The sequence below is a fragment of the Dehalobacterium formicoaceticum genome (assembly GCF_002224645.1).
In the GTDB taxonomy this organism is placed as follows: Bacteria; Bacillota; Dehalobacteriia; order Dehalobacteriales; family Dehalobacteriaceae; genus Dehalobacterium; species Dehalobacterium formicoaceticum.
Genome location: NZ_CP022121.1, coordinates 972,146 through 998,151 on the forward strand (window position 1 = coordinate 972,146; position 26,006 = coordinate 998,151).

Annotated in this window: 23 protein-coding genes; 22 read left to right on the forward strand and 1 reads right to left on the reverse strand. The window is 44.2% G+C overall.

The annotated features are described in order from the left end of the window. The 12 genes from CEQ75_RS04795 (at window position 1) to CEQ75_RS04850 (ending at window position 14,410) form a co-directional block, all read left to right on the forward strand. Window positions 1-594, forward strand: a complete 594-nt coding sequence (locus CEQ75_RS04795) for a TetR/AcrR family transcriptional regulator (RefSeq protein ID WP_089609318.1) — start codon at window positions 1-3, stop codon at window positions 592-594. Window positions 595-769: 175 nt separating this feature from the next. Beyond that, a complete protein-coding gene (locus tag CEQ75_RS04800; RefSeq protein WP_089609319.1) occupies window positions 770-2,020 on the forward strand; it encodes an S-layer homology domain-containing protein in 1,251 nt (416 codons plus the stop codon). Between the two features lie 94 nt (window positions 2,021-2,114). Then, window positions 2,115-3,932: an S-layer homology domain-containing protein gene (locus CEQ75_RS04805; protein ID WP_089609320.1), complete on the forward strand. Its 1,818-nt coding sequence runs from the start codon at window positions 2,115-2,117 to the stop codon at window positions 3,930-3,932. A 150-nt stretch (window positions 3,933-4,082) separates the two neighbouring features. Continuing rightward, complete coding sequence (locus CEQ75_RS04810; protein ID WP_089609321.1) at window positions 4,083-6,095, forward strand: DUF5693 family protein; 2,013 nt, start codon at window positions 4,083-4,085, stop codon at window positions 6,093-6,095. A 48-nt stretch (window positions 6,096-6,143) separates the two neighbouring features. Continuing rightward, window positions 6,144-7,244 (forward strand): polysaccharide pyruvyl transferase CsaB, encoded by a 1,101-nt coding sequence (gene csaB, locus CEQ75_RS04815; protein WP_089609322.1) that lies wholly within the window; start codon window positions 6,144-6,146, stop codon window positions 7,242-7,244. A gap of 3 nt (window positions 7,245-7,247) precedes the next feature. After that, complete coding sequence (gene murJ / locus CEQ75_RS04820) at window positions 7,248-8,813, forward strand: murein biosynthesis integral membrane protein MurJ (RefSeq protein ID WP_089609323.1); 1,566 nt, start codon at window positions 7,248-7,250, stop codon at window positions 8,811-8,813. A gap of 16 nt (window positions 8,814-8,829) precedes the next feature. After that, entirely contained in the window at window positions 8,830-9,258 is a 429-nt protein-coding gene (gene fabZ / locus CEQ75_RS04825; protein ID WP_089609324.1) for a 3-hydroxyacyl-ACP dehydratase FabZ, read from the forward strand. A gap of 136 nt (window positions 9,259-9,394) precedes the next feature. Next, complete coding sequence (locus tag CEQ75_RS04830; protein ID WP_089609325.1) at window positions 9,395-10,459, forward strand: glycosyltransferase family 4 protein; 1,065 nt, start codon at window positions 9,395-9,397, stop codon at window positions 10,457-10,459. 31 nt (window positions 10,460-10,490) lie between these two features. Then, a complete protein-coding gene (locus CEQ75_RS04835) occupies window positions 10,491-11,018 on the forward strand; it encodes an SH3 domain-containing protein (protein ID WP_089609326.1) in 528 nt (175 codons plus the stop codon). Window positions 11,019-11,155: 137 nt separating this feature from the next. Beyond that, on the forward strand, window positions 11,156-11,833 hold the full coding sequence (locus CEQ75_RS04840) for a HEAT repeat domain-containing protein (protein WP_089609327.1): 678 nt from the start codon (window positions 11,156-11,158) through the stop codon (window positions 11,831-11,833). Between the two features lie 244 nt (window positions 11,834-12,077). Further along, on the forward strand, window positions 12,078-12,641 hold the full coding sequence (locus CEQ75_RS04845; protein WP_089609328.1) for a signal peptidase I: 564 nt from the start codon (window positions 12,078-12,080) through the stop codon (window positions 12,639-12,641). Window positions 12,642-12,988: 347 nt separating this feature from the next. Beyond that, window positions 12,989-14,410: a phosphoglucomutase/phosphomannomutase family protein gene (locus CEQ75_RS04850; RefSeq protein WP_089609329.1), complete on the forward strand. Its 1,422-nt coding sequence runs from the start codon at window positions 12,989-12,991 to the stop codon at window positions 14,408-14,410. 76 nt (window positions 14,411-14,486) lie between these two features. Here the strand turns inward: CEQ75_RS04850 and CEQ75_RS18265 are convergent, their stop codons facing one another. Beyond that, window positions 14,487-14,636, reverse strand: a complete 150-nt coding sequence (locus tag CEQ75_RS18265) for a hypothetical protein (protein ID WP_157677332.1) — start codon at window positions 14,634-14,636, stop codon at window positions 14,487-14,489. 116 nt (window positions 14,637-14,752) lie between these two features. Here CEQ75_RS18265 and CEQ75_RS04855 point away from each other — a divergent pair, with 116 nt between their 5' ends. From CEQ75_RS04855 to CEQ75_RS04900, 10 genes are all read left to right on the forward strand, one after another. Continuing rightward, window positions 14,753-15,208 carry a hypothetical protein gene (locus tag CEQ75_RS04855; RefSeq protein WP_089609330.1) on the forward strand — a complete coding sequence of 152 codons (456 nt, stop codon included), beginning with the start codon at window positions 14,753-14,755 and terminating at the stop codon, window positions 15,206-15,208. Window positions 15,209-15,347: 139 nt separating this feature from the next. Next, window positions 15,348-16,088 (forward strand): ComF family protein, encoded by a 741-nt coding sequence (locus tag CEQ75_RS04860; RefSeq protein WP_157677333.1) that lies wholly within the window; start codon window positions 15,348-15,350, stop codon window positions 16,086-16,088. Window positions 16,089-16,381: 293 nt separating this feature from the next. Further along, the gene (hpf, locus tag CEQ75_RS04865; RefSeq protein WP_089609332.1) at window positions 16,382-16,909 is read left to right on the forward strand and encodes a ribosome hibernation-promoting factor, HPF/YfiA family; all 528 of its coding nucleotides are present in this window, start codon (window positions 16,382-16,384) and stop codon (window positions 16,907-16,909) included. A 427-nt stretch (window positions 16,910-17,336) separates the two neighbouring features. Beyond that, the gene (locus tag CEQ75_RS04870) at window positions 17,337-18,590 is read left to right on the forward strand and encodes an HD-GYP domain-containing protein (protein ID WP_089609333.1); all 1,254 of its coding nucleotides are present in this window, start codon (window positions 17,337-17,339) and stop codon (window positions 18,588-18,590) included. Between the two features lie 22 nt (window positions 18,591-18,612). Then, window positions 18,613-19,182, forward strand: a complete 570-nt coding sequence (locus tag CEQ75_RS04875) for a DUF5317 domain-containing protein (RefSeq protein ID WP_089609334.1) — start codon at window positions 18,613-18,615, stop codon at window positions 19,180-19,182. Between the two features lie 148 nt (window positions 19,183-19,330). Continuing rightward, on the forward strand, window positions 19,331-21,940 hold the full coding sequence (gene secA / locus CEQ75_RS04880) for a preprotein translocase subunit SecA (RefSeq protein WP_089609335.1): 2,610 nt from the start codon (window positions 19,331-19,333) through the stop codon (window positions 21,938-21,940). Between the two features lie 53 nt (window positions 21,941-21,993). Continuing rightward, a protein-coding gene (gene prfB / locus CEQ75_RS04885; protein ID WP_157677334.1) for a peptide chain release factor 2 occupies window positions 21,994-23,098 on the forward strand; the annotation gives its coding sequence in 2 pieces (ribosomal slippage) (window positions 21,994-22,062 and window positions 22,064-23,098; 1,104 coding nt in all). A gap of 18 nt (window positions 23,099-23,116) precedes the next feature. Next, window positions 23,117-23,974: a YitT family protein gene (locus tag CEQ75_RS04890; RefSeq protein ID WP_089609337.1), complete on the forward strand. Its 858-nt coding sequence runs from the start codon at window positions 23,117-23,119 to the stop codon at window positions 23,972-23,974. Between the two features lie 23 nt (window positions 23,975-23,997). Next, entirely contained in the window at window positions 23,998-24,840 is an 843-nt protein-coding gene (locus CEQ75_RS04895; protein WP_089609338.1) for a transketolase, read from the forward strand. A 1-nt stretch (window position 24,841) separates the two neighbouring features. Then, window positions 24,842-25,780, forward strand: a complete 939-nt coding sequence (locus CEQ75_RS04900; RefSeq protein ID WP_089609339.1) for a transketolase family protein — start codon at window positions 24,842-24,844, stop codon at window positions 25,778-25,780. The last annotated feature ends 226 nt before the right edge of the window (window positions 25,781-26,006 follow it).

Consider the following 26,006-nt stretch of genomic DNA (forward strand, 5'->3'; position numbering starts at 1 on the left):
GTGCGCTTTGAAGTGAACCCCCAGGATAAAAGGTTACGTATTATGCAGGCGGCAGTTCGGGTTTTTGCACAAAAGGGTTTTCATCGGGCTAAAATGGAGGAAATTGCCCGCACAGCAGATGTGGGCAAAGGAACGGTCTATGAATATTTTCCCAGCAAGGAACGGCTTTTCATTGAAATGATCAAAATAGGCAAAAAATATTATCAGGACCGGCTGATGGCTCAAATCAAAGGGGTCGAGGGATTCTCGGAAAAACTAAAGGAAGTGGCTTATCTGCACATGATTTTTTTTCATGAGCATCGGGACATGACGCAGGTGATGATGCAGGAATATCTGCAACTGGGTGCTGAGGTCCATGAAGAGTTTGCCCAGTTTCATGAACAGGAAATCCGGGTGATCCGGGAAATCATCGCCCAAGGAACAGATGAAGGTTCATTCAGACCACAGGAAACCGAAAGGACATCTTTGTTTTTTTATGGTGCGGTTCATGCTGTCAGCTGCAGGAGCATTAGTGCTCTAGGAAAAAATGATCTGGAAAAACTGGCGGAAGAAGTCACAGATCTTTTCTTAAGGGGTATTGCCCTTAAAAGCTAAAGGATCCCGGGATTCCTGAATGCAGAGCAGGCTAATACGCCTGCTTTTTTTCTGCTCGTATCTTCTTGTACTTGTGCCTTTTTGTCTCCGGGTTAAATTGAAAAGCGAAGGCCGGAATGATATAATCTAATCAATATGGGGAAAATCGGTATCAATCGAAAAGGGGAGGAATTATATGAAAAGTATGGTAAAATGGCTGATGCCAATCATCCTGGGGATGATGATCCTGTTCAGTGTGCTGCCTGTGTCGGGGGCGGAAGATGAGGAAACCTTAAGGTTGAATCGGGAATACATTGAAAACAATCTTCAGGATAATCGTGCTGCCTTTAAAATGATGCATACAGAACGCAATGTAAAGAAACTGGAAATCACTGATGAGGCTCTAAAATATATAGAAGAAAAGGGGATCCAAATCACTTTGGAAACTAACCATATGACCCTGGACTTCACACCGGCGATATTTAAAACCAAGGAATGGCAGACAGCCTTAAAATCCGGGGAGCCTTTAAGCGTACAATTAATTATCAAAAGAGGCAGCGGCATCAAAGTTACTGAGAACTTTGATCAGTGGTATTATCAACAACTAGGCATAGACCGGTTAGGCACTTCCTCCTGGGAACTATCGGGGGAAATTCTCGTAGCCGGCGTGAAACAGTATGAGATCCATGAATTTGCTTCTAATCTGGCCATCCGGTTAAAATATCCCAGTGAAGCCCTGATTAGTGTTGCGGATGAAAATAAACTGACCATGTTTTTGTTCAATGAAACCCAGAGCAAATGGGATGATTTGGGGGGGAACATTGATCGGGTAAACAAAACTATCCGTTTCCAGATAAAAACCCCGGGTTTGTTTATGATTGTTGTCAATCAAAAGCCGCAGCAATTTACGGATATTAAGGGACACTGGGCAGAGAGTGATATTTTGGCCATGACAGGGAAAAAAGTGGTCATTTTATCGGGAGATAGAAAGTTTTATCCTAATCGGGAAATAACCCGTGCTGAATTTGCCTCCTTTGTCGTCAGGACCTTGGGCTTAATTCATGAGACCGGAACACAAAAGTTCCAGGATGTGGGGGTAGGCCATCCCTATTATCAGGATATTATGACAGCTGCCCATCATGGCATTGTGACTGGGGTAGGGTCAGGCCGTTTTGCCCCCAATGCCAGGATTACCCGGCAGGAAATAGCTGCCATGATGGTAAGGGCAGAGAAACTTAAGGGCAAATCATTACCTGCCGATCAAAGCGTACTTAATAGGTATCAAGATCAGAGAGATATTGCTCTTTGGGCCCGGGAGAGCTGTGCCCAGGTTGTCCAATCCGGGATCATGGTGGGAAAAAGCGACCGCCTTTTTGCTCCTAAATCCACTGTCACTCGGGCAGAGGCTATTGTGTTGCTCCACAGATTGGCAAAAAATTTGGATTAATTACAAGAAACAGGCAGGGTTTCCTCATGTTTTGTAGAAGTCTCTAAAATGACAAATTTTACATACATTTATATTTTTAAGGGGGAAGAAAAACTTGAATGTAAAGAAAAAATCTATGGCTATTGCTATGATCCTGTGCTTGTTTTTTGTTTTTGGCACCATGGCCTTAGCGGCAGAAACATCCTTAACGGATGTCTCCGGTCATTGGGCAGAAGATTTCGTCGTTGAATGGAATCAGGAAGGCGTTGTGGGAGGTTATCCCGATGGTTCCTTTCAGCCCAATCGTGAAATTACCAGAGCCGAATTTATTACCATCATTAATCAGGCTTTAGGCTGTATTGCAACAGAAAATTTCAATTTTTCTGATGTTCAGCAGGGAAACTGGTTCTATGGAGAAGTTGCCAAGGCGATGAAAAGCGGCTATATGACCGGCTATCCTAATGGAACTTTTCAGCCGAACAGCCCGATCAGCCGCCAGGAGGCTGCCATTGTTTTTTCCCGGATTATGGCCTTAGAGAATGATGAGCAGGGGGCGTCGGATTTTACCGATGTGAACAAAATCCCAGCCTGGAGCAAAGGTTTGGTAGGAGCAGTTGCCGAAGCCGGTTATATGGGGGGTTATCCTGACGGAACGTTTCAGCCGACCAAATCCATCACCAGGGCGGAGTCGGTAGCCACATTGGATCGGATAATCGGGGAATTTTATAATGAGGCCGGGGCCTATGGATCGGAAACAGCATCCATGACGGTAGAAGGCAATGTCACTGTTACTGCCGCCGATGTCACCCTGGAAAACATGGTCATTAAAGGGAACCTGTATTTGGCGGAAGGTATCGGCAGCGGCACAGTTCATCTTAATAATGTCACCGTTGAAGGTGATACCATTATTCGCGGCGGCGGGAAACAAAGTGTCATCATGTATAATTTTAACGGTCAGACTGTAATTGTGGATGTACCGGAAGGTGCCGATGTGCGTATTCTTGTCCAGGGAACCAGCACCATGACAGAAGTCATCATGGAATCAGACGGGATCTTGGAAGAGGGGGATCTCACGGGAAGCGGATTTATTGATGTGATCATTCCGGAAGATGCGGAAGTTGTTCTGATCGGAACCTTTAATAACGTGGAAATCACCGGGCCAAACGTGGTTCTCGAACTGGAGGAAGGAACCATTCAAAGGTTAACCATTCAAGAGGATGCTGATGATGCTCAGGTGGTCTTAGGAACAGGAACCTCGGTGACTCAACTGACAGTACAAGCTCCTGCAACCGTCACGGGAGAGGGATCCGTTGGGAACGCTCGCATTGAGAGTTCTAACGTCACCATTGAACAAGCGCCCACTAAAGTGGAATTAGCAGACGGTGTGAAAAATGTAAATGTGGACGGTAAGGAAATAGGAGATACTGAAGACACACCTGGAGGTAACATCGGTGGTGGTGGAGGCGGCGGCGATGGTGACAGTGAGCCGACCATTTCCATTAATGAGATTAAATTGCAGCTAAAGGATCAAACCGGAAAAGTCCTGGCAAAAGAGGGAACCGATTCCTTTGAATTCAGTCTTGCTGCTGAAGATGATCTCACCTACTTTACAGGAATTGAAATCAACGGCAAATATGTAAACAAAGGCACCTTAGTGATGCAGGAAGTAGAGATTGATGGCGTCCGTATGGATTCGATCCCTGGATTCCCCGGGATCTCACTGCTCAGTAAGAATAAAGCCACCATTGATGAGCAGGGCTATGTTTCCACAAACAGTATCATCAATGAGGCCATCCGGATCTTGGATCCAAATGGTGATGGCGTTAGTCTGAAGATGCTGAGAACACTGGGATCGGAGTTTGTCTTTAAAGGTTATGTTGAACGATCCGGTAATAGTAACAGTAAGGCTATTTCAGTGACTTTAGTAATCTAATCCGGCTTTCTTCGGAACTTAATCTCAGCTAAAGAGAGAGTACGACGCGAATGTCGTACTCTTTTTATTTTTGAGATAAACTTTCCATGTTTTTAATTTGAAAAATTTATGGTAGAATATAGGCGTTATTTGAATAAAGGAAGGCTTTTTATGGAGGTCGGGCAGAGCGTGATGAATAAAGGATGGAAATGGGTATTAATAGGCGCAATTTTGGCAGGGATGTTGATGGCCGGATATGTAGCATGGGCGCGAAATGGTGTGGAGCAGGCAAACAAAGAAATTACAGCCGTTTTAGATTGGAAACAAGTCAAAGAACTGGCAGCACGGGAAAATATCCCGGAGCAAGAGGTCTTGGAAGAATTCCGGGGAAAAATCACAGGGGTGCTCTTTAAGGAAACCACCTTGAATGATCTGAAGGCCAAAGGGGACCTGCTTTTTAAAACAGGGATTGAAATGAAGTGGGATTTGAGAACAGGAGCCAGTCAAGGACTTAAGCTGAAAGAGAATGACCAGGAGGAAGAGATTCAAGAGGATTGGACCTATTTGGTCTTTGCGGATGAAGAGAGCATGGAACGGGTACAAAGGAACCTATCCCTAAAGCTGGCTGATCAAAATCCTCAGCTCCTCAGCTGCTATCTTCAGACACCTCAGGGAGTAATGCCGGTTTTGGGAACATCCTTGTCTTTAAATGATATCATCCTTTTAGGGGTAGGGTTTGAAGAAGAGGATTTGTCTCTGGTGCGCTCTGTGGGTTTACAGATCATTCCGCAGATCCGTTTTTGGCGAAATGTGACGGAGGAAAGCCTGGAGGTAGTCTTCGGCCAGTTTCAGGATATGCCGGTTTCCGCTGTATTTTTTAATGATCGGGAGGTACCGGGGATAGGTCTGCCGATCCATCGGCAAAAAGAAGCATTGAAAGCCATTGCTCATCAAATTGAAGGGTTGCATGTTCCTTTGGGGATGATCGAATTTTTACCGCAAAAAGGAATCAGTATGGTAGGCCAATATTTGGAAAAGAATATGGTGCGCATGCATTCCATCGGTGAAGCGGAGATGCTGACCACAACCCAAAGCCAGGCGGTGGAACGGTATACCTTAGCGGCTGCAGAGCGGGATATCCGGGTGCTTTTAGTGCGTCTCATTCCTGGTATGGGCATCAAAGATCTGAACAACTATTTGGCGGAATTAAAGACTTCGTTAGAAGATAAAGGTTACCAATTGGGCTATGCCCAAGGCTTTGGATCATTGCCATTTTCCCGTCTTTATCTGGCGCTGATCGGACTAGGTGTAACCGCCGGCGGGATGCTCTTGCTGGAACAATTAAAATTGAGAAGATTAGGTTTGCTTTTAGGCGCTTTGGGCTTTATCGCCTTTCTGGGATTGCTGTTTATAGGTGAGATTAGCATCGCGCGAAAGGCGATGGCCTTGATGTCCGTAATCATTTTCCCCACTTTGTCCGTCACCCTTTGCTTAGGTGAAAAATCCTCCGGCTTAGGGAATACGATCCTTCAATTTATAAAAATGGCTTTGATATCCTGGATTGGTGCTTTGCTCATGGTGGGATTGTTAGGAGATAAAACCTTCATGTATACTTTGGATCAATTCATGGGGGTAAAACTGGCACATGTAGTGCCCCTTTTCCTCATTGTCCTGATCTTTTATGTCTTTAAGAGTTCCACCATGCATCCTTTGAAAAAGGCGGGGCAGGTTTTAGACTATCCCATCGCGGTGAAGCATGTAATACTTTTGGGTATATTAGGTATTGTACTGCTGATATATTTGATGCGTACCGGTAATGACAGTGGAACTGTCTCTGCCTGGGAATTGGCCTTGCGTTCGGGACTGGGTGATTTATTGGCAGTCCGGCCTCGGACAAAGGAGTTCCTTATTGGTCACCCCCTGATGTTTTTATTGATCTATTTAGGTTATCGGGATAAATATCTGCCAATTTTAGTAGTGGGGATGATCGGACAGGTTTCTCTGGTCAATACCTTTGCCCATATTCATACCCCTATAGTCATTTCCCTGCTCCGCGCCTTCAATGGTCTTTGGCTGGGGATCCTCGTGGGCCTGTTGTTAATTGGTTTGATCAAAGTGGGGCAAAAGCTGATGGTTAAGATTCAAACCGCTATTGAAGCCATGGATCAAGAGGAAGTCCGCTAGAAAAAGTATCCCGGAGAAAGATTACTAAATGAAAAAGGTTGGCATCAAATGAAGAGAATTGTTTTATCAGGGTATTATGGCTTTAATAATATTGGGGACGAAGCAGTTTTGATTGCGATTATCCAGGCCTTAAAAAAAGAAATATCGGACGTGGAGATTATCGTGCTCTCTCAGGATCCCCCTAAAACAGAAAAGCAAATGAATGTTCAAGCGGTTAATCGCTGGTGCCTGCCTCAAATCATTGGAGCCATCAAAGAATGCGACTTATTGATTAGCGGCGGCGGAAGTTTGCTCCAGGATGTCACGGGTAAAAAAAGCATTCTCTATTATTTAGGCATCATTACCATCGCCCGTTGGTGGAAAAAACCTGCGATGATTTATGCCCAAGGCATTGGTCCGGTGCAAAGTTCCTGGGCCCGAAAAATGGTCAGGAACGTCTTAAATAAGATGGATCTGATTACTGTAAGGGATGAGGCATCTGGGGCAGATTTATCTTCTATGGGCGTGACCCGGCCGCCGATGCACGTCACGGTGGATCCGGTAATGGGGATGGAACGGCCGGAGGAAATTCAGATTTTGGACAAATTCCCTTATCTTAATGAAGAAGAGGGTAAATTGGTTGGCTTCAGTCTCCGCCAATGGCCGGGCTTAGCCCTGGAGGAATTGGGCGCCCTGGGAGATGATTTGGCTGAACGGGGCTTTAAGGTAGTTTTTTTGCCCTTTCATTTTCCCGAGGACATTTCCGTATGCCGGGATGTGGCAAAGCTCATGAAGCAGGAAAATCATCTGATCAAAGATAATTTATCACCCATGGAGATGATGGGTGTGGTGGGGAAGATGGATTTAGTAATCGGCATGCGTCTTCATGCTTTAATTATGGCCGGAGCCCAAGGAATACCCTTTGTTGCGATTGAATATGATCCCAAGGTGGGGAGATATGCCAATTTAATGGGGCAAGAAACAGCCTGTTCCGTAGAAACCATGTCTTGCGAAAATTTGAGAAATAAAGTGGAACAAATTATGGCCGAATACAGTCTAATTAAGGAAGGTTTGGAGCAAAAGGCTGCATCTTACCGTTTGGAAGCACAAAAATCAGCTCAATGGGCAGCAGAAATGCTTAAAGATTCCAATTTGAAAAAAAGGAAGTAAAATATGAAAAACAGCATTGGTAAAGCGGTAAGTGTGGTTCTGGTTATGAATTTGGCGACAAAAATTTTGGGTTTCGTCAGGGAAACTGTAATTGCCTATGGTTTTGGTGCCAGTTTTATGACAGATGCTTATCTTATTGCCTATACCATCCCTTATTTTTTACAGGCTATTTTAGGATTTGCTCTGGTCAGTGCCGTAGTACCGGTGTTAACGAAGTATCTGGTGGATGAAAATTATGATGAAACCTGGCATGTGGCCAGTACCATTTTAAACTTAACGGCTTTGGTCTTAGTGCTTGTGACTATTCTGGGCATGGCCGGGGCTGGATTGCTGGTAAAAATCACGGCACCGGGCGCAAGCCTTGAATTGGCCCGTTTAGCCACATATTTAACCCGCATTATGTTCCCTTCCGTGGTTTTTATGGGGGTCGGCATGGTGATTTCCGGAATTTTGAATGCCTTTTATAAATTTGCTGCACCCGCCTTTGCCCCGGGATTTTCCAACATCATTATTATTGCTTCCGTACTCCTGTTTTCATCCCGTTATGGGATCACCGGGTTAGCTGTGGGCACCTTAATCAGTTTTTTCGGTTTTTTGGTGATTCAGATTCCCGTATTAAAAAGGGTAAAATTCAAATATCATTTGGTGCTGGATCTGAAGCACCCGGCGGTACGCAATTTGATGTTTACCCTGCTGCCGATTATTCTGGGGGTGGCAGTAAACCAGATCAATCTGGCGCTCAATCGGGTTTTTGCATCCTGGTTGGCGGAAGGAAGCATCTCGGCTTTGAATTATGCCATGAAGCTGATGAGTCTGCCTCAGGGAATTTTTGTGGCCGCAGTGGTGGCCGCCGTCTATCCCACAATGGCATCCTTCGCAATTAAGGGAGAGAAAAAAGCTTTAACAGATACTTTGTTTCGTGGACTGGGCATGGTCAGTTTAATTGCTATCCCAGCCGCCGCCGGCCTGATGATACTGAGGGTACCGATTGTGCAGCTGCTTTTTGAAAGGGGTGCTTTTGATCATCAAGCTACTTTAGCTACAGCTTCCGCTTTATTGTATTATTCTTTGGGACTCTTCCCCGGATCGGCCAATATGGTGCTGACCAGGGCTTATTATGCCATTGGTGATGTAAAAACCCCCCTTTATGCAGGTTTTTTTTCTATTGTGGCGAATGTACTCTTAAGCGTGATCTTAATGAACCCGATGACTCATTCCGGTTTAGCTTTGGCTCATTCCTTGGCTACGGGTGCCAACACTTTATTCCTGTATTATGGTTTAAAAAAACATCTTCCTTACTTAAAAGGAAAAAGCCTGATTATATCTTTGGGTAAGATCTGCCTTGCTTCCGGTATTATGGCTTTGGTTACTTGGCTGGGGGCGGTTTTCCTGGGTACCAGGATGGATTTGACCATGGGGAGAAATCTGGCGCTGTTGGTTTTGAGCACCATAACCTTGGGGGCCTTGACATACGTTATTGCCGTGATTCTGCTCAAAGTTGATGATGTGAAGATGATGCAAGATGCTCTGTTAAAGAAATTCAAAAAGCAAGCAGACAGAACAAAATAATTCATTGAGGTGAAATATGTTAGATATTAAAGAAATTCAACAAATACTACCCCATCGCTATCCTTTTTTGCTGGTGGATAGAGTTTTAGAAATTGAAGAAGATCAGCGCATTGTGGGACAAAAAAATGTTACTGTGAACGAACCTTTTTTCCAAGGGCATTTTCCTGGCTACCCGGTGATGCCGGGGGTTTTAATCGTGGAAGCTTTAGCTCAATTAGGGGCAGTCATGGTGCTGCGCAAACCTGAATTTGCGGGGAAAATTGCTTTTTTTGCCGGTATCGATAAGCTGCGTTTTCGCCGTCAGGTAGTCCCGGGGGATGTGCTGCGCTTAGAGGTAGAGGTACTGAACTTTCGGGGTTCCATCGGGAAAGCCAAGGGGCGGGCAACTGTAGACGGAGAATTAGCCTGTGAAGGGGAAATAATGTTTGCCATCCAAAAAAGTTAAGCTAGAGAGGATATATTGCCTGATAAGAGTGTATTTTCCTGAAAATTGTACAAATTCAATCTTGTCTTTTAGAGTTATACGTATTAAACTAGATTTGGTTTAAATTTTATGACGGTGAGATTAGGGAGAGGGAAAAATGCCAAAATTGGTCTTGTGTATATTGATTGCTTTTATGGTATCGTTTTTGTTGACACCTGTTGTGATGAAGATTGGCATCCGTATTGGAGCGGTGGATAAACCTAATGAACGAAAGGTGCATACGAGGATCATTACCCGCATTGGAGGCGTGGCTATCTTTGGTGGTTTTATGGTCGCTTCCCTTTTGATGCAGGAACTGAGCCATCAGGCATGGGGTCTATTGCTAAGCGGAACGATGATTATGATTTTAGGCTTGGTAGATGACCTTAAGGGGATTTCTCCCAAAATAAAACTGCTGGGACAAATCATTGCTGCTTTGGTGTTGGTATCATTTGGGGTCCAAGTGGATTTTATTACCAATCCCTTTAATGGGGGGATTATCTCTTTAGGATTTTTAAGTATCCCTGTAACTGTTTTCTGGGTAATTGGCATGAGCAATGCAGTAAATCTCATTGACGGTTTGGACGGCTTGGCGGCAGGAGTATCTGCCATTGCTGCGGTGACCTTGGCCGTTATTGCCTGGACTCAGGGTCAATTTACTACGGTTTATCTGGCTTTGTTTTTAGCCGCCGCCGCCTTGGGTTTCCTGCGGTATAATTTCAATCCGGCTAAGCTTTTTATGGGAGATTGCGGTTCCCTGTTTTTGGGTTATATCTTAGGCGCTCTGGCGGTGATGGGTTTATCCAAAGGAGCCACGGTGATTTCCTTGTTTATTCCGGTCATTATTTTGGGCATTCCTATTTTGGATACATTTTTTGCTATTATTCGGCGTTTTACAAATAAAAAACCTATTTTCCAAGCAGATAAAGGTCATTTACATCATCGACTCTTAGAGATGGGCTTGTCTCATAAACAAACGGTAGTGGTCATTTATGCGATCACCTTATTATTGGGAAGCAGCGCCGTCTTGTTAACCATGTTGACAACGGCACAAAGTGTTTTGATTATGATTGGAATTTCCGTCGTAATTTTGTTGGGGGCAGACCGGATTGGCATTATCACAGGGAAATCGGTTTACCGTCGGCTTCAGGGCAACAAGGTGAAACACTCCATCGGCAATTAAAGGATTCGGGTTAAAAGGGAGGATTTATAGGATGACAAAGGGGAGAATAGCGCTGTTGGTTATGGCAGCGGTGGTATTTTTATCTGTGGGATTTGTTTTGGGTCAAATTGTACAAGCTTCGGGAACGATACCGGGTACTTCCGGTGACCCCTTGGTGGCACAAAGTTATGTCGAGAAAGTAGTAAATGAAACAGTGGCAGATATGGAAAAGAAACTTGCGGATATGGAGTCCCAGGTGACATCTCTCCAGAAAAAGGTGGAGGATTTATCCGCTGATGACAATAAGTCCGCTTCTCAGCAGGTTTCCGCAAAGCCTGCTGCCGACACCACTCCAAAGAAGCAGACACCACCGGCCGCTGCCAGTAAGAAAACGGTGGTTGTTAAGGGTAACTCATCAGTCATGGTTCGCACAGGCCCCGATACTACTTATAATAAAGTTGCATCACTGCTGAAGGGTGATGAAGCCACAGTCATCTATGAAGAAAATAATTGGTATAAGGTGATACTGCGGGATGGCCAAGAAGGATGGGTTGCCAACTGGGTGGTCAGCGTGAAATAACAAAGCAGCATCAAAAAAATGTGGTCACAGGGCCACATTTTTTTTAAATAGGGGCCACAGCATCCCTATGAATTGCGTCATGAATCAGCGTCCATCTGTTAACGAAATCAAGGGTAAATCTACCAGGAGGTGAGAGTATGACTGATCTGGAACGGCTTTCCAGAGCTGATTTCAAGGAAGCTCTGGCGTTGCTTCCCAAAATTGAAGAATCGGGGCAGAATGTTCCGGGCAGCAGTCTTGGACTGATATCTTTTTTGCATCATTCAGATTACCTGATCCGTTCCCGGGTTTTTATTGCCTTAGGCAGGATGAAAGACAAGGAGATGGTTGAGCCTTTGATTGATTATATCAATGGAGCTGAGGAGGAATGGCAGTTGCGTGCCTTGGAATGCCTTTATCTTTTGAAGGATACCCAAGTTGCACCTCAGATTGCCCCTTTTCTGCTTTGGCATCATAGGCCCTTGCTTGCCCGGGGAACCTATTGGTTGTTAGGCTTTTTGGGCGGAGAGGAAGCATTGGAGCTGATGATCCAATTTGCGATCAGTCCAGAGGGGCGTTTGGTAAAAAGTGATATCATTTATGAAGGTCTGTCCATGGCTTTACAATCCTTGGGGCAAGGGGAAAGTTACTGGCGGAAGATGCTTAATGAAAATCCGGCTGCAGCGCGTTATTTTCATTATAGCCGTTTGCCGGAGGTCGAGCATCCCCGATTCCATGTTTATCCTTATCCGGATTATTTATTGGACCAGGCATTGAGTCATGGTATCAAAGCTAAGGTTTTCAAAAGGCTCTATTATCGTCAACAAGTTTCGTGAAATTTTCGACAGGAGGCGGCCTTTCTTGACGTCAATTTTAGAAGACTGCCTGGTGCCGGGAACTCTCTTGATGAATATTACGCTTTAAAAACCAGGTGATCCCGGATCACCCGGTTTTTTTGTCTAAAGAACAATCTTTTATGGTGAAAGAAATAAAACTTTCTCGACAGAGATTTCCCGATTTTTAAATCTGGTTTTGTTATACTGTTGGGCATAAGATTGTTATAGACAAGCAGGGGATCACTTGATTGGAATAAGAAAGCTCATAAAATTGGGCCACAGCTTCATATTTTTGATCTTGCTGGGGTTCTTTGTCTTCTTGCTTTGCCTGGTGATGCTTCAGGAGAAAAACGGCTGGGAGACCCCTCATTTTGGTGATTATAAGCTGATGATTGTCATGTCAGGCAGCATGAAACCTGCTTTTGATACGGGATCCATCATTGTGGTAAAAAAAGTGAATCCGGCCGGTATCTCAAAAGGAAAGATTATTACTTTTCGGGATCTGGGTAATGAGCACCGTTACATCACTCATCGGGTGATGGAAGTGGTACGGGAAAATGAAAAAGTCTTTTTCATTACCAAAGGAGATCATAACGAATTGAGGGATTTTTACAAGCTGCCGGCTGAAAATGTCATCGGTCAAGTGACTGGGGATATTCCTTATCTTGGCTATCTGATGATTTTTCATAAGAAGCCCTTTGGGATCTTTCTCCTATTGCTGATACCCATACTGTGGGCAACTATTGAAGGATGCCGGTCAATTGATCAAATTTGGGGCAGAAAAAAAGAACTCAAGGTGGAGAAATAATTTTAAGAAGGGGATGATTATTTGCCTTACAAGTTATGCCCAAATTGCAGTCAGTCTTCCTATTCAGCAAGTTCCCGGGGGGTGTGGCAATGCCCATATTGTAATCGGGATATTACCTTTGTTCCTGCTACCCCAGAGGAAAAAAGTAATCTCAAATTGAAGCTGACGAAAAGGGACAAGATTCATCATCTGCGCTTATTATAAACGGCAGGGGTATTGGCAGCAGGGAAGCAGATGCACTGCCCTTGCTTCAAAGATGCCCTCAATGCATATATTGGAAAATGCTTGTAAATTATAGCTATTCTTGATAAAATAAATAGAGTACCCCAAAATTAGAGGAGGGCACAATGAGAAATATTAAGTTTGGAACAGATGGCTGGCGAGGGGTGATGGCAAAAGATTTTACATTTGAAAACGTAAAATTTGTTGTACAAGCAATTGCCTCCTTTCTGCAGGATCATCCTTTAAAAGAAAATGGAATTATTATTGGCTATGATAACCGATTTTTATCGGAGCACTTTGCTCAGGAAGCAGTAAAGGTTCTAGCAGGTAACGGAATTAAATCACTGCTTGTTAATAGAGCAACACCAACTCCGGTAACGGCTTTTGCCATCACAAGCCACAATGCAGCCGGGGCTGTGATGATCACGGCCAGTCATAATCCTCCGGAATATAACGGCATTAAGTTTATTCCCGACTATGCCGGGCCGGCGCTTCCGGATATTACAGATGAAATCGAAAAGGAATTAAATCATACTCTTGCCACAGGCCGGGTCAATGAAATGACCATCAAAGCGGCTCAGGAGCAAGGTTTCTATAAGGAATTCGATCCCATGCCGGAGTATAAAAAACATATCAAACAACTGATCAACCTGGATGCCATTTCCAAAGCAAATCTTAAAATTGTTGTAGATCCCATGTTTGGTGCTGGAATTGATTATCTGGATCAGATTTTTGAAGAGGCCGGATGTCGGGTGCTTACCATTAATAATTATCGGGATCCTCTTTTTGGCGGGAGTATGCCGGAACCTTCAGCGAAGGTACTGACAAAATTGAAATCCCGGGTATTGGCGGAAGGAGCGGATTTGGGACTGGCCTTGGACGGTGATGCGGACCGATTTGGCATCATTGATTCCAACGGGGAATATATCAATGCCAACCGGGTTTTATATATGCTTTATTATCATCTTTTAGACGTGCGCAAATGCCGAGGGCCGGTGGCTCGTTCGGTTGCTACCACTCATATGCTGGACCGCATGGCGGAAAAGTATGGTTATCAGGCGGAAGAGACTCCCGTGGGCTTTAAATATATTGGCGAGGCCATGCGCATTCGGGGCAGTGTTTTAGGCGGGGAAGAAAGCGGCGGCTTATCCATCCATGGGCATATTCCAGAAAAGGACGGCATTTTGGCTGCTTTATTGATGGCAGAAATTCGAGCCATTCACGGCAAAACCCTGATGGGTATTATTAAACAAATTATGGATGAATATGGCTATATCACCAATGAACGGTTAGATGTTTGTGTAGACGAACAGGAAAAGGAACGTATCATCAAAGAATTGAAGGAATTTAAGCCGTCCTCATTTAATGGACAGGAAGTGGTGCGTTTGAATCAGATGGATGGAACCAAAATAGTCATGGCAGATGGTTCCTGGACTTTAATTCGACCTTCAGGTACAGAACCTTTATTCCGCATTTATGTAGAAGCCAATTCTGATGAACAGCTGAAGGAAATTCAAAAAGCGGTTCTAGAAACCTTTGGCATGTAAAAATTTAAAACATGATAGAAAAAGAATCGTGACTGGGACTGATCCCGGTCACGATTTTTTTTAACGAACTTCCTGCCTATTCAGTCTCCTGATCTATTAAATTTTGATAACAGGAGGAGCATAATTCTTTACCCTTTTCTAAGGAAACCGGGTTATCATTTTCCAAAGGATCATAATCCCGCAAAGACTTACCGCATAGCTGGCATTTATCTACTTCAAAATCCATTAAACTTCACTCCCTGAGCTCAATATCCTGCCTTTAAACTAGTATGTGTCATGGTCAAGGAAGTATACATAAGATATAGTAAAGAATCGCTGCTATGACGAAGGGCGGGTAGGAATATGTGGGAAATCAATGCACTGCTGCTGTTTATTGCCCTCTACTTTTTCGTCTCCCTGGGCCGGGTCTGGCGTGCCTGGAAAGTAACTCAATCAGGAGAGAAACGGGTCTTGATTTTGCTTTTTCATAACTGCGGAAGATCGGCGGAAAGAGTTATGTGGGATATGTTGCGGCTAAAAAGTTGGTACGATCATGATTTGAGTTTTTTAGTAATAGATGATCATTCTCAGGATGATACTTTATTGGTACTTACCACTGTGCGCAAAAAGGTGCCCTTCACATTACTTCCTACCCGATTAGGGAAAAAAATAGCCGCGATTCTTTTGTGGCAGGGGAAAAATGTACATTTTTTGCTTATCGGGCCGGAGGAATCTCCTAAAACAGTACGCAGAAAAATTCTCGCTTTGTTAAATCAGGATCAGAAGAGGAGAAAATCATATAAAAGATTATTGCTGTGATTATTGTTGTCACCATGAGGATATTGGGGGCAAAAAGAGGAATTACCCTTTAAAGATAGAAATGAATACAATGATGGCGTAAGCCAAGTTTTTTTAGATAAAATGAGATTTTGGAGCATGAAAGAGAAAGGAATTTGCTGTGAGTAAGCTTATGGGGGATTGGTGGCAGGCTTTACTGAATTTAATTTTTCCCCATTGTCGATGTATAGCTTGTGGGGAAGAGGTGAAACTGGATAATACCGGCTTATGCGGTAACTGTCGAAGGATCATACAAGATGAGACTATGATTTTTCACTCATGTGCCTCCTGTCCCACATTTATTCCCCTTGAAGCAAGATATTGCCTCAATTGTTTGCGGGAACCTCCATGGTTTTTTGATGCCGGGATTGCAGTTTTTCCCTATCAGGATGATATTCGTCAAGTGTTACAGGATTTTAAATATCGGGGTACCGTGAAATGGGCCAAACCATTAGGTACGCTTATGGCGGAGGCAGTGCTTCATAAGTTGCCTTTTCACAATATAACCACGGTGATTCCTGTACCCTTGCACCCCAATCGAGAGCGGACCAGGGGTTATAATCAAAGTGAGTTATTAGCACGGGAAATTGGCAGAAGGCTTGACGTTCGGGTAGAAGTAAGCATTTTACTGCGGATCAGGGATACTCCTTCTCAAACAGGATTGAGTAAAGAAGGTCGTCGGGGGAATATGCATGAAGCTTTTCAGATCGGAGAATCCGGGGATTTAACCGGGAAGACCGTGCTTTTGGTTGATGATATTTATACCACCGGCACCACTGTCAATACATGTTCACGAATCTTAAAAGAGGCTGGTGCAAAAGCAATCTTTGTGGCAACCTGTGCTGCAGGAAAACGCTATTAAATATGATTTTCCGACAGATTTTTTATCTTCCACAAGGAAATACACAGGGCAAGAACTAATTTTAGCTGGTTATTAACAGAGTTATCCACATTATCCACAGGAAATGCATCCACAGAGAACTTTGGAGAAAGCATGTTTCGACAAAAGAATAACGGGTTCATAAAATATTAGTTTAAACTTAGGATAGTTTGAAAGAAATTTAAAAAACATGAAAAGAATTTGAAATTTTTTGCAGGGTTTTTTGCTAATTAAGGGAATAGTAATAGTATTACAACGGTGAAGGAGATGAAGATATGAAAATCATTCTTAAAGGCCGTAATACTGAGGTTACTCCAGCTCTCCGCGATTATGCAGAAAAAAGATTAGGCAAGTTAAGCAAGTATATTGAAGGATTAGGCGAGGTTTATGTAACATTATTGGTGGAAAAGGATCGCCACCGCGTCGAAGTTACCATTCCTCTGAATGGTCTGATTCTGAGAGGTGAGGAAGAAACTTCAGATATGTATAGTTCCATAGATCTGGTCGAAGAAAAATTGGAAAAACAAATTGAAAAATATAAGACACGGATCAACAAGAAAACAAAAACCAAAACCAAAACCATCCGGGAGATGGCAATTGCCTACGAGTATGAGCAGGATGAACCCAGGGTGGTTCGAAATAAGAAATTCCCGTTAAAACCGATGCCCATGGAAGAGGCAATTCTGCAGATGAACTTATTAGGACACAATTTCTTCGTTTTTTCCAATGGTGAGACGGAAGAGGTAAACGTGATTTATCGGAGAAAAGATGGTAACTATGGTTTGATCGAGCCGGAAGTTTAATAAGTTAAGATGTGAATGTTAAGCCGAGCAATCGCTCGGCGTTTTCATTTAAAGTGCGGGACAATATTTTCGTAAGAGAGCTTGGATTTAACAAGGAATCAATAATTTTAAAAAGGGAATTTGCATATTTAGTCGAATTAAATGATGATGTATCTTTTAATCAGCCTGCGTTTTGTTTGTTTGGATAAAATAGAATTGGGCCGACGCTAGCCGGAAGGCAAGATTAATTTTTTTCCTGAGCGAAGGGGTATGAAATGGATAATTAGCGGAAGTTCAGAATAAGGCGCAAAGGGGGGATATCGGGAGTGAAGTTTACTCTATTAAAGATCTTAGTAACCTTATCCACATTGGTTTTAGCCGGTGGCGCCAAAATGAGATGGTAAAAGCATAAATTAGCAGTCGGCCCTTAATTTTTTGGAGTGGGTAAATGAACAAATTGTCCGCGCAAGTGAAAATTTATATCTCCTTGGTAACCATGTTGGCAGCTGCCTTGGTTTTAAGGTATGTTCCTCATTTTTATGTTGCCCAGGAAGATATTTTGGTGATAATTCTTTTCGTACTGATAAGTGTGTTTTCAGAATATATGGCAGTGACCATGCCTTTTGTCGGGATGATTTCCGTATCCTTTGCCATTGATCTTGCCGCAATCATGATCTTTGGTATTCCGGGGGCGATCATGATCACATCCCTGGGATATATCGGTTCTTTTATTTTAAATATTCATTCTGATGAACGTTCCCTGGATAAATTCGTTTTTAATCTCTCCCTCTTTATTATCACGGTTACCGTCAGCGGTCTGGCCTATCAAGATGCTATAAATTTTTTTGGAGATAAAGATCATTGGCACTTAATCGCTGCCCTTTTGGCAGCAGTCGTTTTTTATTTAATCAATGCTACCTTGCTGGCAATTTTATTTTCTTTTTTGAAAAAAAAGTCTTTAGGAACAATTTGGATCATGAATATGCGCTGGGCGGTACCTAATTTAGGTGTATTGGCGCCCATTGGTTATATGCTGGCTTATATTTATCCCCATGTGGGTGCTTTAGGTATTTTGTTTTTTTTCCTGCCGCTATTGTTGGCCCGGCACACTTTTAAGCTTTATATGGATATGCGCAATATGTATTTAAACTCCATCAAAAGCATGGCAGCCATTATTGATGCCAAGGACCATTATACCGCGGGTCATTCGGAACGAGTAACAAAATATGTCCTGATGATTTGTTATGAAATGGGTTTGGATGAGGAATATATCGAAAATCTGAAGGATATGGCCTTGCTCCATGATATTGGCAAGATTGGCATCCCGGAGCAGATTTTAAACAAACCGGGACGTTTAAATGAAGCGGAATACAGTAAAATGAAAACTCATCCTGTGAGCGGATATGATATTGTGAAAAACATTACCTTTCTAAAAAACCCTGAGGTATGCAAGTATCATCACGAACGCATCGACGGTAAAGGCTATCCTGAAGGTTTAACAGGAGAGCTGATTCCTTTGGGAGCGCGTATCATTGCAGTGGCAGATGCATTTGATGCCATGACGACCAATCGCCCTTACCGAAAAGGCATGGATCCCGCGGCAGCTTTAAAAGAATTAGAAAGATGTCAGGGAACCCAATTTGATCAGAAAGTTGTGACTGCTCTGACACGGGCAATGGAGGGAATGGAAACTCCGGAATAGGTAACGCCCTGGAGGTGAAGGAATGCTTTATGAAGCCATATTTTTAGCCATCATTGCCGGTTGGATAGCCAAAGGGAAAATCTTAAATTTGACACATCTCAAGCTTTATCATATCTGGCTTGTCTTTGCCGCTTTTATTATGCAAACCGGTATGGAATACCTGGGGAGCAGAGGGATTCAGTATGTTTACGATTATCGGATGGTGCTTTATGGCTTTTCGTATCTTCTCTTGTTTATTTTTCTCTGGATCAATAGACATCTGCCGGGCAATATCCTTTTAGCCCTGGGCTTTGTGCTTAATTTTTTGGTAATTATGTTTAATGGCGGGGCCATGCCGGTTCAATTAGAAGGATTAGACCCTGCTTATGTGACGATGCTGCAGAACAATGAGTTACCTACCTACCGTATTTTAGAAAGCAGTACAACACTGCCTTGGCTGGCTGACGTGCTGATTAATCCATGGCCGATTGGCAAAGCCTTTAGTATCGGAGATGTCTTCATTTCCATCGGCATCTTTTGGTTGGTATTTAAAACCATGCGGCAACCGTCCCTGTCTGCCAAAGTGATTTCGGTGCGGCGTTTGAAACTATAACCAGCATCTTGAACATCATTCCTTAAGATGATAAAATATATCGATACCATAGCTAATTAAGGAACCCCATGGTTCCTTTCTTTTCATTAAGAATATAATCAAGCTTTTCTCACCAGGGGAAGAAATTGGATAGGCGAGGTGGATTAGTATGCTTAAATTCATCAAAAATCTCTTTGATGATAATGCCAAGGATATTAAGAAATACAGTAAGGTAGTTGAAAGCATCAATGATCTGGAAGGGGAAATGGAAAATCTCTCCCAGGCGGATCTCCAGGGAAAAACCGAGGAATTCAAAAAACGACTGCAGGAAGGAGCAACTCTGCAGGATATTTTGCCAGAAGCATTTGCCGTAGCCCGTGAGGCTTCGCGCCGGGTTTTAGGAATGCGTCACTTTGATGTCCAGCTCATTGGGGGTATGGTACTGCACGACGGGCGCATTGCGGAAATGAAAACCGGGGAAGGTAAAACCTTAGTAGCCACGTTACCTGTTTATTTGAATGCTTTGGCAGGTAAAGGAGTCCATGTGATCACGGTGAATGATTATCTGGCAACCCGTGATAGTGAGTGGATGGGGCAAATCTATCGCTATTTAGGTTTGTCCGTGGGTCTGGTGGTGCATGGGATGGACGGTGATGAAAAAAAAGCAGCTTACGGGGCTGATGTTACCTACGGTACCAATAATGAATTCGGTTTCGATTATTTGAGAGACAACATGGCGATTCGAGCAGATAATATGGTGCAAAGGAATTTGAATTTTGCCATAGTGGATGAGGTAGACAGCATTCTGATTGATGAGGCTCGTACGCCTTTGATCATATCCGGTCAGGCTGATAAGCCCACCCAATTATATATGACTGTGGCAAAGGTGATCCCGCGCTTAAAAAACGAAGAAGATTATACCATTGATGAGAAAGCGCGCACGTCAGTTCTTACAGAGCAAGGGGTCAGCCGTGTCGAGCAGTTGCTGGGAGTGGAAAATCTCTATGATGATCATAATGTAGAGATCAGTCATCACGTCAATCAGGCCCTGAAAGCCCATACCTTATTTAAAAGGGATCGGGATTATGTGGTAAAAGAAGGGGAAGTCATCATTGTGGATGAATTTACCGGTCGCCTGATGTTCGGACGACGGTATAGCGAAGGACTGCACCAAGCTATTGAAGCCAAGGAAGGTGTGAAAATTGAACGGGAGTCTCAGACCTTAGCAACCATCACCTTCCAAAATTATTTCCGCATGTATGATAAACTTGCGGGGATGACGGGGACTGCTCAAACTGAAGAAGATGAATTTCGTAAAATCTATGGCATGGATGTGGTGGTCATACCCACCAATCGGCCGATGGTGCGCAAGGATTTACCTGATGTTATCTATCGTACGGAAAAGGGCAAGATGGACGCTGTGGTGGAGGAGATTGCCACCCATCATGGGACAGGACAGCCAGTATTAGTAGGGACGATCTCCATTGAAAAATCTGAACAATTTAGTGCAGCATTAAAAAGACGAGGAATTCCCCACCAGGTTTTAAATGCGAAATACCATGAAATGGAGGCCGAAATCGTTGCCCAAGCCGGCCGCTTAGGAACGGTTACCATTGCTACCAACATGGCCGGACGTGGAACAGACATAATTTTAGGAGGAAACCCGGAATTTCTGGCTCAAGCGGAAATTAAGAAATCCGGGGGGGAGAAAGCGGATCAGGCTTTAGAAGAGCTCGCCGGCCGCTACAAAGAGCAAACAGTTCAGGAAGGACTTCAGGTGGTAGATCTGGGCGGACTGCATATCATTGGTACGGAAAGACATGAAAGCAGACGCATTGATAACCAGCTGCGTGGTCGTTCCGGACGTCAGGGGGATCCGGGTTCCAGCAAGTTTTTTATTTCCATGGAGGACGATTTAATGCGCCTTTTTGGGGCGGATAATGTAACCGGCATGATGGATAAAATAGGTATGGATGATACGATGCCCATTGATCATCCTCTTATTTCCAAATCTATTGAAACAGCGCAGAAACGTGTGGAAGCAAAGAACTTTGATCTCAGAAAGAATGTGCTGGAATACGATGATGTGATGAATCAGCAGCGGGAAGTGATTTATCACCAGCGGCGTCAAGTTCTTACAGGAGAGAATCTCAAGGATACCATTTTAGGCATGATTCACGATGTAGTGGGACGCACTGTATCATCTTTCAGCGGAGGGAGCAATTATCCTGAAGAATGGGATTTAAAGGGATTGTTGGAGGGGATAGAACTCTTCCTGCCTCAGCATCAATTGTCTGAAGAAGACTTGAAAATACTCAGCAAGGATGAAATTTTGGCAAAGCTTGAAAAGCTTGCCCTGGCTTATTATGATGAACGGGAAGAGACCCTCACCCCTGAGACGATGCGGGAATTGGAACGCTTAGTCATTCTTAAGGTGGTAGATGGTAAATGGATGGATCATTTAGATGCCATGGATCAATTGCGCCAAGGCATTGGACTTCGGGCCTATGGGCAGAAGGACCCCTTGGTGGAATATAAATTCGAGGCTTATGATATGTTCCAAGTCATGATTGATGAAATTCAATCGGAAGTGATCCGTTATCTGATGCGGGTCAATGTGATGGAAGCTCCTCAAGAACGGGATCAGGTCACGGAAAACCGAAGCGACGACGGTGAGGAAAAAGTGAAGCAGCCAATCCGTAAGGAACATCAGGTAGGGCGCAACGATCCTTGCCCTTGCGGCAGCGGGAAGAAATATAAGAAGTGTTGCGGGAGCTAAATGCAATAAGTTGATAAGTTGGTGTCAGGCACCGCGGAAGGAGAGTGGTATCCGTGCTGGAAGAATTAAAAAAGGAAATTGAAGAGGCGGAAAACCGTCTGGAAGAATTGAGGGTTTCTCTTTGACATCCTTCAAAAGGAAAAAGAGATCAAAGAACTGGAGGAACTGACCCTGGGCGCCGGTTTTTGGGATGAACGGGAAGAAGCCCAGAAAGTGCTGCAGCGGGTGAATTACCTAAAGGAGCGCATAAAAATATTTACTCAATTGGCAAATCAATTTGAGGATATGAAAATCCTTTGGGAACTGGGCATGGAAGAAAATGATGAATCTGTGGAAGGGGAGGTCATGGGACAGCTGAAGGGATGGATGAAAGAATTATCCTCCCTCGAATTGGAAGTGCTCTTGTCAGGGCCCTATGACAGCCATTCCGCCATTATTGCGCTCCATGCCGGAGCCGGTGGTACGGAAGCCCAGGATTGGGTGTCCATGTTAATGCGCATGTATACTCGTTATTGTGAAAGAGCAGGCTATAAAGTAGAAGTTATGGATTATTTAGCCGGGGATGAGGCCGGTGTCAAAAGCGTTACTCTTGGGATCGAGGGCATTAATGCCTATGGCTATCTAAAATCAGAAAAAGGGGTACACCGTCTGGTGCGTATTTCTCCCTTTGATACCAACGGCAGACGACATACTTCCTTTGCCTCTGTGGATGTCTTACCCCAGGTAGAATATGACGATGAAGTGGAAATTGATCCGGACGATCTCAGGGTGGATACCTATCGATCCAGTGGCAAGGGTGGGCAGCATCTGAATAAGACAGATTCTGCGGTGCGGATTACCCATCTCCCTACGGGCATTGTGGTACAATGTCAGGATGAAAGATCCCAGCATTCCAACCGTGATAAGGCGATGAGATTATTGCGGGCTCAATTATTGCAACGAAAACTGCAGGATCAGGAGAAGGAACTGGCGGAGTTAAGAGGCGATCAGCAGGAAATCGGCTGGGGTAGTCAAATCCGCTCTTATGTTTTCCAACCTTACCGTTTGATTAAGGATCATCGTACCGGTGCAGAAATGGGCAATATTGAAGCAGTAATGGACGGAGAATTGGATAGCTTTATTGCGGCTTATCTTCAAAAATATCGACGGCGAGATTAAAATTCGTATGGTGGCAAGATGAAACATGGGAAGATGATTAAAGATTATATCGGAGTTACCGCGGGCAGTCTGATTACTGCCCTGGGATTGGTGATTTTTCTCATTCCAAATCAAATCGCGGCCGGCGGTTTAAGTGGTCTGGCCACCATCCTTTATTATCTTTTTCGATTTCCCGTAGGGGTGACCATGCTTGTGATTAATATTCCTCTCTTGCTGCTTTGCATCAAGGAACTGGGGATGAAGTTCGGTGCAAAATCCATTTATGGCACCTTAATCATCTCCATATTTGTGGATTTAGTTACGATCTTAATTCCTCAGCCCTGGACCCAGGATGCGATCCTGGCCTCTTTATATGGCGGGGTGCTCTGCGGCGTGGGTTCGGGCATCGTTTTCCGCTCCGGCGGAACTACGGGGGGTACCGATTTAGCTGCTGCTCTGATACATAAATTCGCAAAAATCAGCTTGGGTTATGGCATATTGATTGTGGATGCCCTGGTCATCCTGCTGGCCGGCATCGTCTTTAGTATTGAATTGGCCTTATATGCTTTGGCGTCGGTTTATGTGACCAGTAAGATCATTGATGTGGTTCAGGAAGGCGTGTCCCATACCAAAGCCGCCTTGATTATTTCTGAGGAATATCAAAGGATTACCCAGGAATTATTAGCTCAGATGAATCGGGGTGTAACCTCCTTTCAAAGTAAAGGGGCTTATACGAAAAAAGAAAGGGAAGTCCTCCTTTGTGTGGTGAGCCAATCGGAGGTCAGTACCCTGAAAAGCATTGTATATCATATCGATCCCAAGGCTTTCGTGATTGTTTCCCAAGTTCATGAGGTATTGGGGGAGGGCTTTAAAGTACAACCAGTAGAAAAATCATGACTTTACGGAGGTGCATACAACAAATGGATGAAGAAAGAAATGTCATGACTGCCAATTTGGAGGACAGGGCAAGAGAAATCAGGAAAAGTATTATTCGTATGCTCATGGAAGCAGGGTCCGGGCATCCGGGAGGATCCCTGTCGGCAGCAGATATTTTTTCCGTACTTTATTTTCACGAAATGAATATCAGCCCTGATCAGCTAGAAGACCCCAATCGGGATCGTTTTGTACTCTCAAAAGGACATGCTGCGCCGGTTCTTTATGCCACCCTGGCCGAAAAAGGTTTTTTTCCCAAAGAGGAATTGGCAACCTTAAGGAAAATCAACAGCAAACTTCAGGGCCATCCTGATATGAGAAAAGTCCCCGGGGTGGAGATTTCCACAGGTTCTTTGGGACAAGGTTTATCAGCGGCTAATGGTATGGCTTTGGCCGGCAAAATTGATCAGGCCCCTTACCGGGTCTATGGGATGATTGGCGACGGGGAATGTGAGGAAGGACAAATCTGGGAGGCAGCAATGTTTGCCGCTCATTATAAATTGGATAATTTAACGGTTTTTTTGGATCATAATGGCTTGCAAATTGATGGCAGAATTACCGATGTCATGTCTCCGGAGCCGTTAGATGAAAAATGGCGTGCTTTTGGCTGGGAGGTACAGGTGATTGACGGTCATAGTATTCCCCGCATTATTGCCGCCTTGGATTATGCCCGCAGCTTCCAAGGGAAACCCAGCATGATCATTGCCAATACCATTAAGGGGAAAGGGGTTTCCTTTATGGAAGATCAATGCGATTGGCATGGTGTAGCTCCCAAACCGGAGGAAGCGGAACGAGCTCTGGCGGAATTGGACCAAGGGAGGGCAAAATAAGATGACGACAAAAATTGCCACAAGAGAAGCCTATGGAAAAGCTTTGGTAAAATTGGGCGCGCAAAACAAACAAATTATAGTTTTGGATGCAGATCTGTCAAAGTCCACAAAAACAGCGGAATTTGCCAAGGCCTATCCGGATAGATTTTTTAATGTTGGGATTGCAGAGCAAAATTTAATGGGCACGGCGGCAGGGCTGGCGACGACAGGGAAAATCCCTTTTGTTAGTACCTTTGCCATGTTTGCCACAGGACGTGCTTATGAGCAGGTGAGAAATACTATTGCTTATCCAAAATTGAATGTTAAAATTGCCGCCACTCATGCCGGTCTTACCGTAGGAGAGGATGGTGCTTCCCATCAATCGGTGGAGGATATTGCCCTGATGCGTGTCATCCCCAATATGACGGTGATTGTGCCGGCAGATGGGGTGGAGGCGGAAGGGGCTATTCTCGCTGCGGCGGAATATGATGGGCCGGTTTATATCCGTCTGGGCCGATTAGGCGTTCCTGTCATCAACGATGCAGATTATCAGTTTCAGTGGGGCAAAGGGGTGGTCTTTCGCGAGGGCACTGATGTCACCCTGATCGGTACCGGCGTCATGATGAGTTTTTGCCTGGAGGCAGCACAATTGTTGGAGGAAGCGGGCATCTCCGCCCAGGTTGTTAATATCCATACTATTAAGCCCATTGACCGGGAACTGATTCTTGCCTGTGCCAAGAAAACAGGAGCACTGGTGACAGCTGAGGAACATAGTGTGATCGGCGGGCTGGGCAGTGCGGTAGCAGATGTGTTAAGCGAAGCATATCCTGTCCCGATGAAAAAGGTGGGTATCCAAGATACCTTTGGAGAATCGGGAAAACCCCTGGATTTATTGAATAAGTACGGATTAAGCACCTCAAAGATTGTCGAAGCCGCGCGGGAAGTATTGAACAGGAAATAGAAGGATGAAGGATCATCAGCTGGGGGCTCTGACATCGAAGACAGGAAGGTCTTTTAAAGGGCATTTTGAGCCTTTAAAAGACCTTCTAATTTTGATGCGCGTTTGAAAAGCAGGAATATACTCAATTTTGTAGAATTATGTGTAGAATTATAAGAACAAATGAAGCAAAATGTGGAGATTAAGAAAGGGGAAAAGAAGATGTCCAAAAAAAGTTTGTTATTAATGG